General features: G+C 59.4%; 14 protein-coding genes. 1 reads left to right on the top strand and 13 read right to left on the bottom strand.

The window, feature by feature from the left end; genetic code table 11:
* Positions 1–24 precede the first annotated feature (24 nt).
* The 8 genes from IEV82_RS13935 to ribA form a co-directional block, all read right to left on the bottom strand.
* A complete protein-coding gene (locus IEV82_RS13935) occupies positions 25–1,035 on the bottom strand; it encodes an IS30 family transposase (protein ID WP_188482647.1) in 1,011 nt (336 codons plus the stop codon).
* A 263-nt stretch (positions 1,036–1,298) separates the two neighbouring features.
* Positions 1,299–4,418 carry an efflux RND transporter permease subunit gene (locus IEV82_RS13930; RefSeq protein ID WP_188482646.1) on the bottom strand — a complete coding sequence of 1,040 codons (3,120 nt, stop codon included), beginning with the start codon at positions 4,416–4,418 and terminating at the stop codon, positions 1,299–1,301.
* 8 nt (positions 4,419–4,426) lie between these two features.
* The gene (locus IEV82_RS13925) at positions 4,427–5,596 is read right to left on the bottom strand and encodes an efflux RND transporter periplasmic adaptor subunit (protein WP_188482645.1); all 1,170 of its coding nucleotides are present in this window, start codon (positions 5,594–5,596) and stop codon (positions 4,427–4,429) included.
* Positions 5,597–5,921: 325 nt separating this feature from the next.
* On the bottom strand, positions 5,922–6,746 hold the full coding sequence (locus IEV82_RS13920) for a RibD family protein (RefSeq protein ID WP_188482644.1): 825 nt from the start codon (positions 6,744–6,746) through the stop codon (positions 5,922–5,924).
* On the bottom strand, positions 6,733–7,521 hold the full coding sequence (locus IEV82_RS13915; protein WP_188482643.1) for a class I SAM-dependent methyltransferase: 789 nt from the start codon (positions 7,519–7,521) through the stop codon (positions 6,733–6,735). Before IEV82_RS13915 ends, IEV82_RS13920 begins: the two co-directional genes overlap by 14 nt.
* A gap of 3 nt (positions 7,522–7,524) precedes the next feature.
* Positions 7,525–7,890, bottom strand: coding sequence for a 6-pyruvoyl trahydropterin synthase family protein (locus tag IEV82_RS13910; RefSeq protein WP_373285230.1), 366 nt, complete (start codon positions 7,888–7,890; stop codon positions 7,525–7,527).
* A gap of 39 nt (positions 7,891–7,929) precedes the next feature.
* Positions 7,930–8,886 carry a zinc-dependent alcohol dehydrogenase gene (locus tag IEV82_RS13905; protein WP_188482641.1) on the bottom strand — a complete coding sequence of 319 codons (957 nt, stop codon included), beginning with the start codon at positions 8,884–8,886 and terminating at the stop codon, positions 7,930–7,932.
* Entirely contained in the window at positions 8,883–9,875 is a 993-nt protein-coding gene (gene ribA, locus IEV82_RS13900; protein ID WP_229747803.1) for a GTP cyclohydrolase II, read from the bottom strand. The genes IEV82_RS13905 and ribA overlap by 4 nt, the downstream gene beginning before the upstream one ends.
* Positions 9,876–10,173: 298 nt before the next feature.
* Between ribA and IEV82_RS13895 the strand changes: the two genes are divergently transcribed.
* On the top strand, positions 10,174–10,899 hold the full coding sequence (locus tag IEV82_RS13895; RefSeq protein WP_188482640.1) for an FkbM family methyltransferase: 726 nt from the start codon (positions 10,174–10,176) through the stop codon (positions 10,897–10,899).
* On the opposite strand, the gene IEV82_RS13890 is transcribed toward IEV82_RS13895, so the two are convergent.
* The 5 genes from IEV82_RS13890 to IEV82_RS13870 all read right to left on the bottom strand — a co-directional run bounded on the left by IEV82_RS13890 (position 10,896) and on the right by IEV82_RS13870 (position 16,080).
* Positions 10,896–11,675, bottom strand: a complete 780-nt coding sequence (locus IEV82_RS13890; RefSeq protein ID WP_188482639.1) for an inositol monophosphatase family protein — start codon at positions 11,673–11,675, stop codon at positions 10,896–10,898. The genes IEV82_RS13895 and IEV82_RS13890 overlap by 4 nt on opposite strands.
* Complete coding sequence (locus tag IEV82_RS13885; protein ID WP_308420439.1) at positions 11,665–12,570, bottom strand: glycosyltransferase family 4 protein; 906 nt, start codon at positions 12,568–12,570, stop codon at positions 11,665–11,667. Before IEV82_RS13885 ends, IEV82_RS13890 begins: the two co-directional genes overlap by 11 nt.
* A 253-nt stretch (positions 12,571–12,823) precedes the next feature.
* A complete protein-coding gene (locus IEV82_RS13880) occupies positions 12,824–13,756 on the bottom strand; it encodes a lysylphosphatidylglycerol synthase transmembrane domain-containing protein (RefSeq protein ID WP_188482637.1) in 933 nt (310 codons plus the stop codon).
* A 3-nt stretch (positions 13,757–13,759) separates the two neighbouring features.
* On the bottom strand, positions 13,760–15,391 hold the full coding sequence (locus IEV82_RS13875) for a sulfatase-like hydrolase/transferase (RefSeq protein ID WP_188482636.1): 1,632 nt from the start codon (positions 15,389–15,391) through the stop codon (positions 13,760–13,762).
* Entirely contained in the window at positions 15,388–16,080 is a 693-nt protein-coding gene (locus IEV82_RS13870; RefSeq protein ID WP_188482635.1) for a CDP-alcohol phosphatidyltransferase family protein, read from the bottom strand. Before IEV82_RS13870 ends, IEV82_RS13875 begins: the two co-directional genes overlap by 4 nt.
* Positions 16,081–16,225: the final 145 nt, after the last annotated feature.

Here is a 16,225-nt window from a genome sequence, read left to right as displayed (position 1 = left end):
AAGTGCAGTTCTGGATATCTCGTTTTATTCCAGTTGGTTCTGAATTTCCATCATCTTGCTCTCGAAGACTTCTGCCGGTGTTCGAAAGCCGAGGCATTTGCGCGGCGTTGTGTTGAGGCGGTGGCAAATCGACTTCAAATATCGATTTGTCAGCGCCGTCGGTTCGGTCGAGCGGGGCAGGTACTTTCTCAACCTGTTGTTCGTGTTTTCCACGGTGCCCTTTTGATACGGTGCTTGCGGATCACAGAACCACGCATCGGCACCGATCCCGTCCTTGAGACGCTGCCAGGCCGAGAATTCAGTACCGCGATCAAATGTGATGGATTGGCGCGCGTCGGCGGGCAGGGGAGCCAGTCCTTGGATCAGCGACTCCATGATCGGTTTTGACTGACGATCTTCATTGCGCATCACCACGGTAAAACGGCTGACGCGCTCGACCAAGGAGGTCACGTTGACCTTTCCATGCTCCTTGCGAAACATCATCAAATCGCATTCCCAGTGGCCGAACTCCAAGCGCTCTGAGATGCGTTCAGGCCTGTGGGACAGGCTTTGAACGTCGAATATGTGGGTGCGGTTATGCCTACGATAGCCGCGGGGCCTGCGTCGACGACGGTGCTTCGGAAGGTGACGGTAGAACTGTTCTTCGCGACCATCCTTGGAATAGGCAAACCGATAGATCGTCTCGTGACTCACACAGATCGGATGGCGTTCAAGCCGCATACGGCCTGCGATCTGTTCTGGTGACCAACCGGCCTTGAGGCGATCTTCAATGGCAGCCTTTAACTCGGGGTGTACGATCATCTTGCGATGGATGGCCCGACGCTTCTCGTACATGTCCTGAGCGTTCAGCGCATAGTAGCCGTTCAGCTCAGGTAGTTCGGTGTCAGTATAGCGGTTCCGCTTGATATCTCTGTAGATCGTGGAGGGGTCGCGACCCAACCGATCTGCAATCTCCGAAACCGGCATCTTGGCTTCGAGCCACTTTGCGAGTTTGCGGCGTTCTTCCAGTTTCAGGTGACAATAGTGGGTTCCCATTCTTCATACTCCGTGCAACTCTCTGTTTTGATACAGAATTTGCACTTCGTTTGTGAATCCACCCGCGTACACAAGTTTATCTGATAATGATGGTTATGTGTTTTCTGCACGTAATTCTCAGCGATCATCGCGATGGATCACAGCTACGACCCCTTGTGAATCAAGTCTCCCCGAGACAATGGGTCACCTTAACGCGTCACTGGTCTACGCCGAACGCGTTCTCGGCGATGTCGGTGGTCGAGCATACGAGAGAATGCGAGCCTTTATTCTGCTGGCTGTACAGGGTTTGATGCCGATTGCAGTTCCTTGACCAGAAGAGCCTCTTCTTCGGCCTTTGGGCGGGACAGTCGGGCGAGCACCAGGTAGGCCACAGGCGTGAGGTAGAGCGTCGATAGTGTCGCCATCCCGAGCCCACCGACGATGATCCAGCCAAGCGCCTCACGGGCCTCTGCACCCGCCCCCGAAGAATAAATCAATGGGAGCCCGCCAAGCACGGTCGACGTCATTGTCATCATAACTGGTCGCAGGCGGATGGTGGAGGCTTCGTAGATGGCGTCGCGCACGGATTTCCCCTCGTCCCGCAATTGGTTCGCGAATTCAACGATCAGGATACCGTTCTTGGCCATGATCCCGACCAAGAGCACCAAGCCGATCTGGCTGTAGACATTCAGACTGCCGCCCGTCAGTATCAGGGCGAAAATCGCGCAGGCCATCCCGAGAGGCACGGTTGCCATGATGATCAGGGCTGACACAAAGCTTTCGAATTGCGCGGACAAGACCAGGAACACGACCATGATGGCAAAGCCAAAGGTGATCAGAAGTCCGGATGAGGTTTCAGACAATGTCGCCGCCTCGGCGAGCGGCACGATACGCTGCTCCTCGGGCAAAATGTCCGAGGCAATTTTCTGAAGTTCCTGAAATGCGTCGCCCAGCGAAAGCGCGGGCGTCAGGCTGGCAGAAATCTCGACTGCCCGCATCTGCGTCTCTCGGGTCAGTTCGGGTGCAACCGCGCGTTCCTGCAAGCGCACAAAGCTTGAGATCGGAACCATTTCGCCATTGCCAGCTTGCACGAAGATCCGCTCAAGGTCACCGGGATCGTTCACAGGGTCCACCGTCGAGATCATCTTGATCTCGAAACTGCGATCATCAATGAAGACTGTTCCAACAGTGCGCCCATCGAGAACGGCTTGCAGCGCTTCGCCCAATCCGTCGATGTTGACGCCAAGGTCGGACGCCCGGTCCCGATCCACCTCGATGAAAAGCTGCGGCTGTGTGGTTTCGTAACCAAGCGAAACGCGACCAAAGGCCGGGTTCTGCTCCATGCGTTCGATGATCTGGTCTGCCGAGGAGGCGAGCCTGTCATAATTATTCCCGGTCAATGCGACCGTCAGGCCCCGTCCTGCGCCGCGGATGCCCAGAGAATTCGGTTGTATCGCGAAGGCGCGCACACCGATCACCTGGCCAAGCAACCCGTTGATCTGCCCGACGATCTCTTGCTGACTGCGGTCACGATCCTGCCATTCTGCCAAGGTCATGACCATGAAGCCTCGGTTGTCAGAACCGGTTCCCGCGATTGAAAACACGTTGGTGACCTCTCCGGACTGGCGAAGAGGCTCGATCAGGTCTTCGATCTCGCGCATTTTGCGGGCGGTGTAGTCCAAAGACACGCCCTGTGGGGTGGAGACACGCAAGAGCGCGATGGATCGATCCTCGGACGGGGTCAGTTCCTGTCGGATATTGCCAAAACTGAGCGCTGCAACCGTCGCGAAACCCGCAGACAACACGATGATCAGCAGTGGGACAGCAAGACAAAAGCGCAAGGTGAATGCATAGATTGCCGTCAGACGTTCGCCAAGCCAGATCATTGGCCCCCGGGGAGCCTCTTTGCCTGTTTGTCCCTTCAGCAATTTGCTGGCCAGAACCGGACAGAGGCTCAGGGCAACGACCGAGGACAGAAGGACCGATATCGCCAGTGTGAATCCGAACTCTCGGAACAAGCCACCGGTCTGACCGGGCAGGAAGGAGAGCGGGATGAACACGGCCGCCAGGGTTGCCGTTGTCGTGACGACAGCAAAGAAAACCTGCTGCGTGCCGAGAACTGCCGCGGCCCGCGCCCCCATCCCCTCGGAGCGGCGGCGCACGATGTTTTCCAGCACCACGATGGCATCGTCGACAACCATTCCCGTCGCAAGAACCAGCGCCAGCAATGTCAGGATGTTGATGGAAAACCCGACCAGATAGATCGCCGCCAGGGTCCCGATCAATGCAACGGGCAATGTGACGGCCGGAATGATCGTTGCGCGGACATCCCTGAGGAACAGGAAAATGATGCCGATCACGATTGCGATGGCGATGCCCAGCGTGTTGAGTACTTCGCGGATCGACCCGTTGATGAAGACTGCGTCGTCGCTCGTCACGAAGACCTGGACATCTGCTGGCAGGATGGTTTGAAGGTCATCCACAACCGCCCGCACGGACTGCGATATTTCCAGCGTGTTGCTCTGCGCCTGCCGCACGATCCCCAACCCAAGACCGGTCTGGCCATTGGCACGCAGGACGCTTTCGCCGGGGGCCGGGCCCAAGGTAACGGTTGCCACATCCCCAACCGTCACACCATCGCGGATCGACAGTGCTTCGAATTCGGCGGCGGAGGTCACTGTTGCAGTTGTCCGCACCACGATGCTTTGACTGCTGGAGCTGAGCGAACCGGCGGGTGCGTCAAAGGCGACGTTTCTGAGGGTATTTCGTATGTCGGAAAGACTGAGGCCCCGGCTGGCGAGCTGCATCTGGTCGATATCGATGCGGTAGACGGATTCCCGGTCGCCGTAGATCTGCAAATCAGCCACGCCGGGAACCGAAATCAGGCGGTCCTCAATGGTCTCTTCCACATACTGCGTCAGCTCCTGTGCGGAGCGCCGATCTGACGTAACGGCAATTCGCATCACGGCGTCCGCGTTTGCGTCGGCCTTCACGATACGTGGGTCTTCAGCACCGTCTGGCAGTGAATTCTGAATGCGACCGATGGCGTCGCGCATGTCGGTGGCCGCGACATCCAGATCGGCATCGTCACCGAATTCAATCGTGACACGGCTTCTGCCAAATCGGGAATTCGACGAAATCGCTTTGACGCCTGCCACCCGACCGGCGGCCCCTTCGATCTGGGCGGTGATCTCGCGATCGATGGTTTCGGGGGATGCGCCCGAGAAATCGGTCGTGACGGTGATAACGGGCCGGTCGACGTCGGGAAGTTCCCGGATTTCCGCGCCGAACAAGCCTGCCACGCCCGCAAGGACGATCAGCGCTGACAGGACAAAAGCAAGGATCGGTCTGCGCACAAACAGAGCCGTGGTGGACGACTGGACAGACTGAGATGTGACGGCCATGTGGCCTCCTATCCGCGCGAGACAGGCAAGGCAGCCTGCGTCGGGTTTGCTGTGGCTCCAACCTGAAGTTCGACCTCTGCCCCCGGTCTTAGGTTCTGCACACCTTCGGTGACGATCAGGTCACCCACGGCGAGCCCACCCGAGACCAGAACGGAGTCGCTGTTGCGCTGCATGATCATGACCGATGTCCTCTGGGCTTTTCCATCAGCAACCACCCACACGAACGGCCCATCGCTGCCCCACTGGATGGCCAATGGATCAACCGAAGGGAAAGCCTCGCCGGTGAAATCCACAGTGATGCGGAAGGCCATTCCAGCGCGCAGTGTGTCATCGGTGTTGGCGAGCGAAGCCTGTACGCGCAACGTGCGGCTGTCAGGATCGACACGGCTGTCCAGCGCGGTGATCTTGCCGAGCAACTCATCCTGCGGGCGTGCCAACGGGGTTGCCCTGATCGCATCGCCGTCTGTGATCTGGCCAACAAACCGCTCCGGCACCCGAAAATCGACGATGATTTCCGACCGGTCATCGATCTGGGTCAATTCGGTTGCGGGCGAAACCTGGTCGCCGACATTATGTGTGATGATGCCGACCCAGCCAGAAAAGGGCGCGATGATCTGGCGTCGCTCCAGTTCGAATTGTGCTTCCTTGAGATCCAGCTCGGCGGTTTGAAGTGCGAGCTCTGCATTGCTGCGTTGAATCGCAGCGACCGTGCTGCCAAGCGCAGTCACCCGATCCGCAACCGATTGTGCATCCTGCAGAAGGAACTCCGCCCGCTCGACTTCGATCCGCTGGATCTGATCTTCGAGCGATGCAATCACGCTGCCGGCTTCGACATAGCCACCGGATTGGACATTGATCGACGCAAGACGCCCCGAAACTTCCGGCAAGACCATGGTGCTGCGTCTTGCGCGCCCATCGCCGATTGTGACGATCTCGTCAAAGAGGTTGGCACTCTGGACTTCAACAGCGATGACCTTGGCGGCTCCTCGAGAACCGCCTCCCGGCCTGCCGCCACCGCTTTGCGCAGCCGCTTGCTGCTCGGGCACCGTAATCCCGAACGGCTCAAGCAATCCGTAACGGTCGAGGATGGGGAGCAACGCGGGAACATAGGTCACGAGACCCCAGAACCCCGTTGCGAGCACAAGTGCCGTGATCACGATTTGCTTGAACAATGACATTCCAAAATCCCATCTCGGTCGAAACCAAAGCTGCTCCTGTGTCGGTCTTTACGGCATCTTGATGAGAATGCGGTGAAAATTCGCATCGCTCCCACGCCTGAAAGGACCTAGCGCTGTGTAAAGTTTGGAAAAGCTTTTTATGGAAGCATGCTGTGCGAAGCATTCCAATTTTTAGGCCCGCAATGATCCTGGGAGCACCATGTCAAAAAAGGCTTTGGTGACTGGAACAGCGCAGGTGCGTCCGCTTGGTTCTTGTTGCAGTCCTGCAACAACCTACGCACACCGAGTTAAAAACTCCCAAAGCACGCAGCCTGCACACTGTCGTTCAACGCACAGCGCCCACCTGAATTGCGTGCATCGGCTCTTTGGCCGCAGCAGCCTCGGCCGTGAGACCACAGTCAAAAACGACATCCGAGCCAATCGAAAACACGCGCATATCCGGACGGATCGCATCCGAGAGCTTCTCGCTTGGCGAAGACATTGTCAGACCTTGGGGCCCTGCACCAATGAGAAGCGGGGCTACGGCCACCTGTAGTCGGGTAAGAAGCCCGGCCTCGAGGAAGCGGGAAATCGTGATCGAGCCCCCTTCGATAAGAAGGTTCTGCAAACCCTCGTGGCGCAACGCGACAACGATCTGTCGGGGATCGAACTGGTTGTCGCGTACATCAAGCCGAATGACGTTGACACCCGCGGGCCGGGTCCTGTCGACACCCTGGATCACGAACTTTCGTGTGCCATCATCGGCAAAGACGGGCGCATCATCGGGCAGCCGCCCCTGCGGATCGATCACCACGCGTGCAGGGTTTTGTCCGTCACATAGCCTAACCGTCAGCCTTGGTGAGTCGTGAAGCGCCGTTCGAACGCCAATTATGACGCCATCGACAAGTGCGCGGATCCTGTGCAGATGCGCCAACCCGTCCGGTCCCGACACATCCCGCGCGTCGCCGGAGGTGGTTGCCACGCGACCGTCCAGTGACTGGCCGATCTGGCCTATGGTCACCGGCCCAATGTCACGACGTGCCAGTGGACCGTAGAGTTCGAGGGCTGCTTGCTCGCCAGGGGTCCAGCGCCCGCAGCACGGGCAGGCCAGTCCGTTCCTGACGTCCAGCAAGCGCTGCCAAACCCTTGGCGTGACGTCAACGAAGGACATGAGTGCTCTCCTGCAAATTCCCGGTTGGTAACGCCAGAATGTCGATATGCCCAATATGGCAGGTGGTGCGATCCGCGATGGCATGACGGTGACGGCCCCAGGAAGCGGCTTCTCGAGCGCCTGCCTCGTTGGCGGCCTGCGCGATCCCATTTGTCAGTTCGCGCTGCAACGGCGCCTTGTCGGGCCCAAGCAACCAAGTGCTGTCTGCGCTCAGGACCATGAAACCAGCCGCCTCGAAAAGTGCAATTGTCCGATCGGCCGAATTTGGTCCAAGCGCTGGTCCCATGCCCTTGTCGCCTTGCTGATGCTGATTGAAAGCTGCGGTCACTGCGGCATCGTCATCGTGTGCCGGAGCCCACGACATACGCCCGTCATAGTTGAGGGTCGCATAGAACGGGACGTCCAACCGCCGCGCCAAATCCGCCACCCAAGCCTCTGGCATGAGATCGAGCAAAGCGGAAGCTGTGACAAGGGACGCTCCAGCCAAAGGCAATGCGTCCATCTCGCCGAGATCAGCCTCAACAAGTTCAGCATTTTCCCCGGCAACACGGCCCGCTTCGGCCAGCAAGGCGGGTTCGTTGTCAACGAAGCGCCACCGAGCGCCAGTTGGAAGATAGGGTGCAAGCGCGCGCCATGTTGCGCCTGTCCCGCACCCGAAATCGACCACAAGAGGGTTTGGACCTGCCGCCTTGGCAGCCTGCTGTGCGAGCGGCCCATCGCGCGCTGCGCGGTCAGCGGGTTCGCGCAGGGACAACCATTCGGCAGAAAATCCCATGGCTCAGACATCTGCCTCATACCAGGCGCGGGCGATATGGCTCTCGTGAAGCATGATGCGAAGCCTCTTGACGCGCCCCTGGTCGGCGAGCTTGCCTGTGCGGACTTGCTCCGCCAAGGTCTTGAAAATGTGGCCGCACAAGAATTCCGTGGTCGTGAACTTGCCCGCGAATTCCGGCACCTCGTCCAGGTTCTTGTAGCGCAGCGGCGCCAGAGTTTCGGCAAGGGCCTCGGTTGCAAGCCCGATATCCACGACCAGACCATGTTCGTCGATATCGTCGGTGAAAAAGGCCGCATCTACCGTAAACGTCGCGCCGTGCATGCCCTGTGCGGGGCCGAATACGGGCGATGGCAGCGAATGGCCGATCATGATGTGGTCTCGGACTTCTACAGCAAACATGGAACCTCCTCAGGGTGCGTCATAGCGAATGCGGTGGCAGAGCGTGGCAGGGTCGGACAGGATTCTGGCGTAGTGGTCAGGCAACTCGTTGAACGATGTTTCGCCTGAAATAAGCGTGTCGAGAACGGGATCGGCGAGCAACTCCAGAGCCTTGGCCATCCGGCGGCCGTAGCTCCAGCGCGGGGCGCGTAGAGGGGGAATGTGCCCGACCTGCGAGCTGCAGATCCGCAGGCGCCGACTGTGGAACGCGCCCCCGAGCGCAACCGATATCTTTGCATCACCATACCAGCTTCCCTCGACGACGGTAGCCTCCATGCCTGCGCAGTCGATTGCCGTGTCAAGGCCCGCAGCACTGGCCGACAGGTGGAACACGACATCGCACTCCTTCGGCGCATTCCCTGGCAAGGAAAATTGACATCCCAGTGTCTCGGCAAGTGCGGATCGCTCTGCATTCAGGTCGACCAGCGTGACCTCCGCCCCCGGCAGCTGCGCCGCAAGGTAGGCCACAAGCGCGCCGACGACACCAGCGCCAATCACCGCGATCCGGTCTCCTGCGGCGGCCCCACTGTCCCAAAGAAGTGTGAGCGCCGTTTCCATGTTTGCAGCCAGCACGGCGCGGTCAGGCGGGAGGCTCTGCGGCAATGGAACCAAGGCAGCCTCAGGTAAACGAAAGTGCGTCTGGTGGGGATGCAGCGCAAAGACCAGATGTCCCGTCTTCGGACCCTCGGCGATACGTCCGACGACATTGTAGCCATATTTCACCGGAAAGGGGAAAGCCCCCTCCATGGCCGGTCCGCGCATGCGTTCATACTCGGAGGCGGGGACACGCCCCTCGAACACCAGACGCTCGGTGCCCCGGCTGATGCCGGAAAACAGTGTCTCGACCAGCAGGCCGTCGCCCAGACTGCCGGGACGTATCTCGACAGTGCCGACGTCCACACTCCAGAGTGCCAGAGCGCTTTTCACAGCAGATGCCCTGACTTCAGGACCTTGGTCGACAGGTAATGAGCATTCTGTGCGGTCTGACCGACTTTCAGCGGAACGCGCTCTGTCACGTCAATTCCGTGCGCAGCGAGACTTGCCAATTTGGCCGGATTGTTGGTGATCAGCCGAACGCGGGAGATCCCCATATTTTGAAGAATTTGTCCGCCGATCCGAAAATCCCTTTGATCGTCTTCGAAGCCCAGCCAGTGGTTCGCTTCGACCGTATCGAGACCGGCATCCTGAAGCGCATAGGCGCGCATCTTGTTGGCAAGGCCGATCCCGCGCCCTTCCTGATTGAGGTAGACCAGAACTCCGCCACCACCAGACGCCATGGTCGCCATCGCCGCGCGCAGTTGCGGGCCGCAGTCGCATTTGAGGCTGCCCAGCACATCACCGGTAAAACAGGCGGAATGCAGCCTGACGGTGACAGGACAAGACATGTCGGGTTGTCCGATCACGATCGCATAATGTTCAGGACCTCCATTGTCGGGCCGAAAGACATGCACGTGTCCAGCCAATGCAGCGTCCAAGGGCAAGTGCGCCGAACTCACTTGGGACTGCGTACCTGCCTCTTGCAGAGCTATAGTGGCCAGATCCAAAGGCATCGTGGTCAGGCCAAGAGCCGAGATGTCGCTCATGTCGTGGTCGTTCAATGGCACGCACACGATCGCTGGTATGGCTTGAACGGTCTTGGCAAGCCAAATCGCGATTTGATGTATCGGTTTGCCGACAGTCGGGATGGGCAGCCCGCTGCACTGGTTCGCATCATCCAGCCCGGACTGACCAGCGACCATTGCAATCCAGTTCAGATCTCGGTCTGACGGAACCCGAAAACGCAACGTATCGCCCTGATTTGGCTGTTGGATGCCCAAAGCATTGGCGCGACGCCGGGTCAAAACCAACTCGGGATGACCGATTTGTGTCATCGCAATGTAACGCTCGTCGGTCAGGCTTTCGACAAGAGCGACCAATAGATGGCTCTCGCCGTCTTCGAGGATGACTGGAAGTCCCAATCGAAGGTCACCTTGCATGCGCAGCAGGATTTCGATCCCGCGCGGTTCGAGCGGAAGGCGTAACGTGTTTTGTTTGGGTGGGTCAGACCGCCTGATGGCGGCCCCGGATGAGACAAGCGGGCTTGACGGCATTTGTGACCTGTAATTTCGTTCAGGCATCTTAACTTAGGGCTGTTACGGCACAGGCAAGGCCTGTGACTGGACGAACGTGTGGGCGCGCTACCTTTGTGCGGGACATTTCGGAAAGGCTGAAGGTATGCAGCGCTGGCTCGGCCTCGCGAGATCTCTGTTGATTTATCACAACCCTTTGACAATCGGGGCGTGGCGGCGCTTTTACGCGCAAATCCTGCAACCCGGAGACTTGGTGTTCGACGTGGGTGCTCATGTTGGTTCTCGAACGCGGGCGATGCGGCGCGTCGGAGCACGGGTGATCGCGCTCGAGCCGCAGCCGCTCTTTGCGCGGTATCTGCGACTGACGTTGCCCAAAGACGTGATTTTGATAGAGGCGGCCGCAGGTGGGGCCGAGACAATGGCAGAGATGGCGGTTTCCTCGCGCCACCCAACCGTGTCGTCGCTGCAATCGACCTTTGTCGCGGATGCCCATGCTGCGCCTGGTTTTGCTCATGTGCGCTGGGACAAGACGGAAACGGTGAAGATGCTCACGCTTGACAGCCTCATCGCGACGCACGGCCTGCCCACTTATGTCAAAATAGATGTCGAAGGCTTTGAACTCGACGTGCTTTCTGGTCTGTCACAAGCTGTACCGATGCTCTCGGTCGAATATCTTCCCGAGTTCGTGCATCTCACGGAGGCCGTGATCACCCGCATCGAAGAGCTCGGTCCTTACCAGTTCAATCCCGTGATCGGTGAGCGTTCTGGCTTCCTCTGGTCCGATTGGCGCGACGGGGATGGATTGCGCAACTGGCTGGCCTCCCTTCCGGCTGACGCGCCATCAGGCGATCTTTTCGCCCGCCTGCCCTAACCGCGCAGTGTACTGGCAAACTGCGGGAACAAAGCTCTCGTGGCGGTGACAACGGTACCTGTGTCCTCCGGGCGTTCCTCGGCATCCCAACCTTCCACGACCGCGCCTGCTTCGCGCAAGAGCACCAGACCAGCTGCAATATCCCAAAGCTGCAACCGTCGTTCCCAAAACCCATCCAGACGGCCAGAGGCGACATAGGCAAGATCGAGCGCTGCCGCGCCCATGCGGCGCACACCGGCGCATTTCGGCATCAATCTGCTGATATCGCCAGCATGGTCGCCAATATACGCCATGGTGCCGAACGGGATGCCTGTGCCGAACAGCGCTGCGGACAGGTCCGCTGTTTGGGCCACTACGACAGGCTGTCCGTTCAGTTTGGTTCCAGTGCCTTTGCTCGCCGCGAATGTCTCACCTTTGACCGGATCATGCACAACGCCCAGAACCAGGTCTCCATCCACCTCCAGCGCAACGGACACGGCCCAATGCCCGATCCCCCGCAGGAAGTTCGTTGTCCCGTCAAGCGGGTCCACGATCCACCGGCGCCCAGAGCCCGGCGCGGCTCCGGTTTCCTCTCCCAACCAGCCGTCACCGGGGCGCGCGCTTGCAAAACCATCCCGCAGATGCTGCTCGGCTGAACGATCTGCTTCAGACACGAAATCGCCGGCGCGTTTGGTCGCGATGGTCAGCGCTTCACGGGCGGACCAGTATCCCAACAGGATGTCACCAGCCTCCTGCGCAAGCCTTGTGGCAAGCGCCATGTCGTCCTCAGCGGTCATCTTGGGCATTCTTTGCAATGCGGTCGAGCACGTCAGCCACCAAGCGCGAAGTGCCATCCCAATTTTGCAGCGCGACACCGGCAGTTTGCGATGCGGCCACCATCCGGTCTCGTATTTCGGTCTCGTCAAGCACCTGTGCCAGCGCATCGGCAAAGGCGTCGTGATCGTCTGGCGGCACCAGGAGACCTGCTCCCTGTGCGACAGTCTCTGGCACAGCACCTGTTGCGCAGGTGATGATGGGCAGGCCGTAGGCCATCGCCTCATCGAAAACGATGCCATAGCCTTCGTAGCGCGTGGCAAGGGCAAATACGCTGGCCTGCCCATAGAGTCGCGCCAATTCCTCGCCCGAAACACGGCCCGCAAGACGGACCCTGTTCGACAAGCCCAGCTCGTCCACCAGACGCGCGAGAAGCGACGCGTGATCGGCATCCAGAGCAGATCCTGCAATCACTGCCTGCCACGGCCTGTCGACCACTTGAGCCAATGCGCGCAAGAGCACGTCATGGCCCTTGCGCGGGACTTGAATCCCCACCGACAAGATCAGCGGTGGTTGGGTCTTGGCAAGGCGACCAATCGGGCGATCCGTGCCGGGACGTGCAACCGTGATACGATCGGAGGGAACATCGTAATCCGAGCCAAGCAAAGCCGCCGTGTGCGGGCTTGGAACCAGAACATGAGAGGCAAGTGCGAGATTGTCGCGCTCTGTTCGGAACAGTTTGTCACGCTTGTCCCGAGGCAGACCACTTTCATGCGCCAGCGGATGATGGACAAGGGCAATTATGGGCGCGGTCATGCCAGTCAACACGTCATGGTCCATCGCCCCCATGGCCAGCCCGTCGATGATGACCGGTGCTGTCGACGGAACCATGGCAAGCTGTTGAGCTGCGTGGTGCATGTCTTTCTTCGATGGGTCGGGAAAGCTTGCGCCCAGCGGAATATGTGTGATGTCCCACCCAAGACCGCGAAGCCCAGTCAGCAAGCGCAAATCGTAGATATATCCCCCTGTCAAAGTCTGCAGGTCACCTGGAACAGCAAATGCGGCAGTTCGGAGGGGCATGGTCTTCGTGCTCCATGGTCTGGAAAAAATCTACGTCGATCAAGGATATGGGCTGTGTTTACACCGCGTCCAGCAGCAAGGGCGCTTGACGCTAAGGGCTCACTGGTTTGGCGACGGTCGCAAGACCGGCAACAACAACACCCGGAAGCGCCGACAAGAGAACGACAAGGCCAAACGCAACGCTTGCCGCGAAACCCTCGGCCGCCGTGGCACCTGCAAGTGGCAGAAGGACTGCTGTCGCGCCTTCACGCAGGCCCCAGCCACTGACCGTGATCGGGATCAGCATCGTAAACAGGATCAGCGGAACCAAAACCATGGCCGTGGCCGGCGCGAGCATCACGCCGACGGCTGCCGCACAACAGGCAAAAGCCGCGATGTTGAGAACCACGGTGCCAATGCTGAGCAAGACCTGTCGGTGCCGGACTTCACGGGCCCACACTGCCCGCCGGAAGTTCGCCATGAATGCTGCAAGCGCTGTGCTTGTCTTCGTTGGCAGGCTTGGACTCGCGGTTGCTGCGCCAATTCCGGTCAGGATCGCCGCCGCCAGAGTCACAAAAACCGGAAATTGGATCGAAGCTGGCAAGTCGAATCCCCCAGGAACGGCCCATGTGCCAAGAACCGCGGCACCAAAGAGCAGGACAAGTGCAACCTGCCCGACCAGTCGCTCGAAAAGCACGGCTTGGCCGGAAATGACCAATCCCGCCTGCGCGCGTGCGCGAACTGCCCTGCCAACATCGCCGAGCACACCTCCGGGGAGAAGCTGGTTCACGACCTGAGAGAGATAATATTCCCGGACAGCCTGCTGTCTGGTCAGAACGAGGCCCAGTTGCGCTGCGGTCAATTGCCAGCGAAGCGCGGACAGCACGAGCTGTCCAGTCAACGCAACCAAAGCCGCCAAAAGCCAAGCGAGCTCTGCAGTGACAAGATGGTCAACCGCGCTTTGTCCATCCGCCACACGCCAAAGCAGGACCAGCAGCCCAATGGCGACAGCGAACTGAAGGCCAACTCTCAGGACCCGTACCATGCGCTAGCCTCTCCCGTCCTGCGCAGGATCGGTGAAACTCTGCAGAATACGATCCCGCATCTGGTTCATGGGAACCACAGGTGCATTGGTTGACGGAATAAGACCTTTGGTCAGCCCCCAATCCTTGGCTGCTCGGTTGACCAGATCGTCGGGGCCGATGACATGGATCGGCACATCCGACCGTTCGTCGAGGGCAACAAACCCGGCGGCCTGATGATCACCCATCACGATCAGCAAGGGAGGATTTTCAGCATGGAGCGCAGCGTAGGACAGAACGACGCGCAAGGCATAGTCGATGGCCAGGCGGTACTGCGCCCGCACCCGGTCCCGATCACGCCACACGACGTCCGGCGGCTCTCCCGCCAATGCCATTGGATCAAAAATACTGCCTTCGCCAATGTCGTCCCACGCAACAAGGTCCGGCACGGGCACCCAAGGGGCATGCGACGATCCGGTGGCCACCTGTATGAAGAACGGCCTGTCATCAACACGTTCGGTGCGCAAAAGGCGATCCATGGCGGCAAACGTGAACTGGTCGGGCATTGTCACCCAATTGAAACTCAGCCCTCCATATCCGAGGTCCGAAGCTGCAAGAATGGTCTTAAAGCCCATGACCACGCTCTCGGGCCAATCGAGCGTGATTTGAGGCATCACCGCAGCCGTGTGAAAGCCCGCGTCCGCCGCAAAGTGGAACAGCGTCTTGCGGTTTGACGCCAGCACTGCGCCATAGCGGGACTGGTCGTTGACCCAGAGGCCGTTGGCAAGGGTCGCATGTGCCAGCCAGCTTTGCCCGCCTCTGGTTGGCGAGGCCAGAAACCCCGACGCCATGGAAAGCCCACGCGAAGCAAGATCCTCCTGGCCACGTTCGAGCGTTTCGCGATGAAGGTCTGAAAAGAGAGGCGTGTCGAGACTTGTGCGGCCATAGCTCTCGACGAAAACGACGATGACGTCCCGGTCAATTGCATTCAGCATGCCATCGATCCCGACAAACGGATCATTTGCAGCGGCCTTTGAAAATTCCCTCAGGTCGATCAGCGTCGAGCGTACCATCTCAATGCGTTCGATGCCGACCCGCGCGGAAAACGCAGAGCCGGGAATATCGGCAGGCAGGCTCCACCGTCCGAGCGTGTCTCCAATTTCAGCGGCCGCAACGCCAGCTGACAGCAGCGCAGCACTACCGGTCAGGCCTTTGAAGAGCAGTTTTCTTGATCCCATGGCGGCCCAAACACCCGTTGACCACCAAAGCAATGCAGAGACAGCGCAGATCACCACCACCGCAGCAACCAGTGCAACAACAGCGAGGACCGGTCCGACCGTACCCGTCAACAGCCGTGCACCGGCCTCAACCAGCGCGAGGTCTGACACCGGGTTGAATCCCCGGGACAAGGCCGAGAACATCGCGAAATCGGCAGCCTTGAGCACAGCGATCAGAACCAAGACCGTAACCAGTACACCGCGCACCACTTGCCCCGCGCGGCTTGCTCCGAATGCCATCAGACCCAGTAGAATTGCAGGCCACTCCAAAGGGAAGGCAAGCAAGGCGCCCCAGGTCATCGCGTCTGGGTGATTTGGCTGGATCAACACAAGATAAAGGATTGCGGCCGCAACGAGGGGCCGCCAGATCAGGCCGGTCATGGACGCGCCCGCCACAGCCAGCGTACATCCCGCCCAAACGACCAGACAAGCGCGACCGACGCGGTCATGAGGATCGCGGATGCCAACGGACCATCGACAACCGGGGCCTGCAGGATCACCAAGGCCATGATCTGGATCACGCACACAATCTTGCGTCCCAACCTTTCGGGCAGTGGATTTGCAAGCCATGGCCAGATTGCAGAGGCAGCCACGAAGACATACCGAGGCAGACCGAGCAGCAGCACAACCGCACCCACAGCTTCAGACGCCCATGCCAGCAGTGCGAGGACCAATCCCAGCGCTGCATCGACTTCCATGTCGAAGCGTGCGCCAAAATCCGAAACATGGCCGCCAAGACGTGCCAACCATCCGTCTATTCCATCCAGAGCCAAGGCACACAGCGCTATGCCAAGCACAATCCATCCGGAAATCGGCACGACGAGCGCTGCCACAAGAGTGGATGTAAGGGCCAATCTGATAAGCGTAACGAGATTGCAGGGACCGAGATCATAATGCGGATAGCCGCGTCGCATGAGTGCGGTGGCCAGTGCACCGCCCACGCTCATCGCAGCCAGAGCGATCGCGGCATATACCGGGCCGAACAATGCCCCTGTCAGCGCGCCTGTCAGAAGACCCAAACACACCGCAGCAAGCACGAATTGACCAACGGCCCCTCGTGTCCACGACATGAGCGGGGCGTGATCTGAAGTGAAACTGCTGGGCTGCATCTTGCGCATTCGGATGATTGTAGCGTGCAATAGCGCCAGTCAAGCCATTGAGGACCTTCTTGAAGTGCAAAGGTCTGGACCTAGTTCGCTTTAAGGAAGCAAAGGC

Origin of the sequence: Marivita lacus (assembly GCF_014637725.1) — a bacterium.
Taxonomy (GTDB): Bacteria; Pseudomonadota; Alphaproteobacteria; order Rhodobacterales; family Rhodobacteraceae; genus Marivita; species Marivita lacus.
The sequence above is the reverse complement of the archived record's forward strand: the minus strand, read 5'-3'. Positions and strand labels throughout refer to the sequence as shown.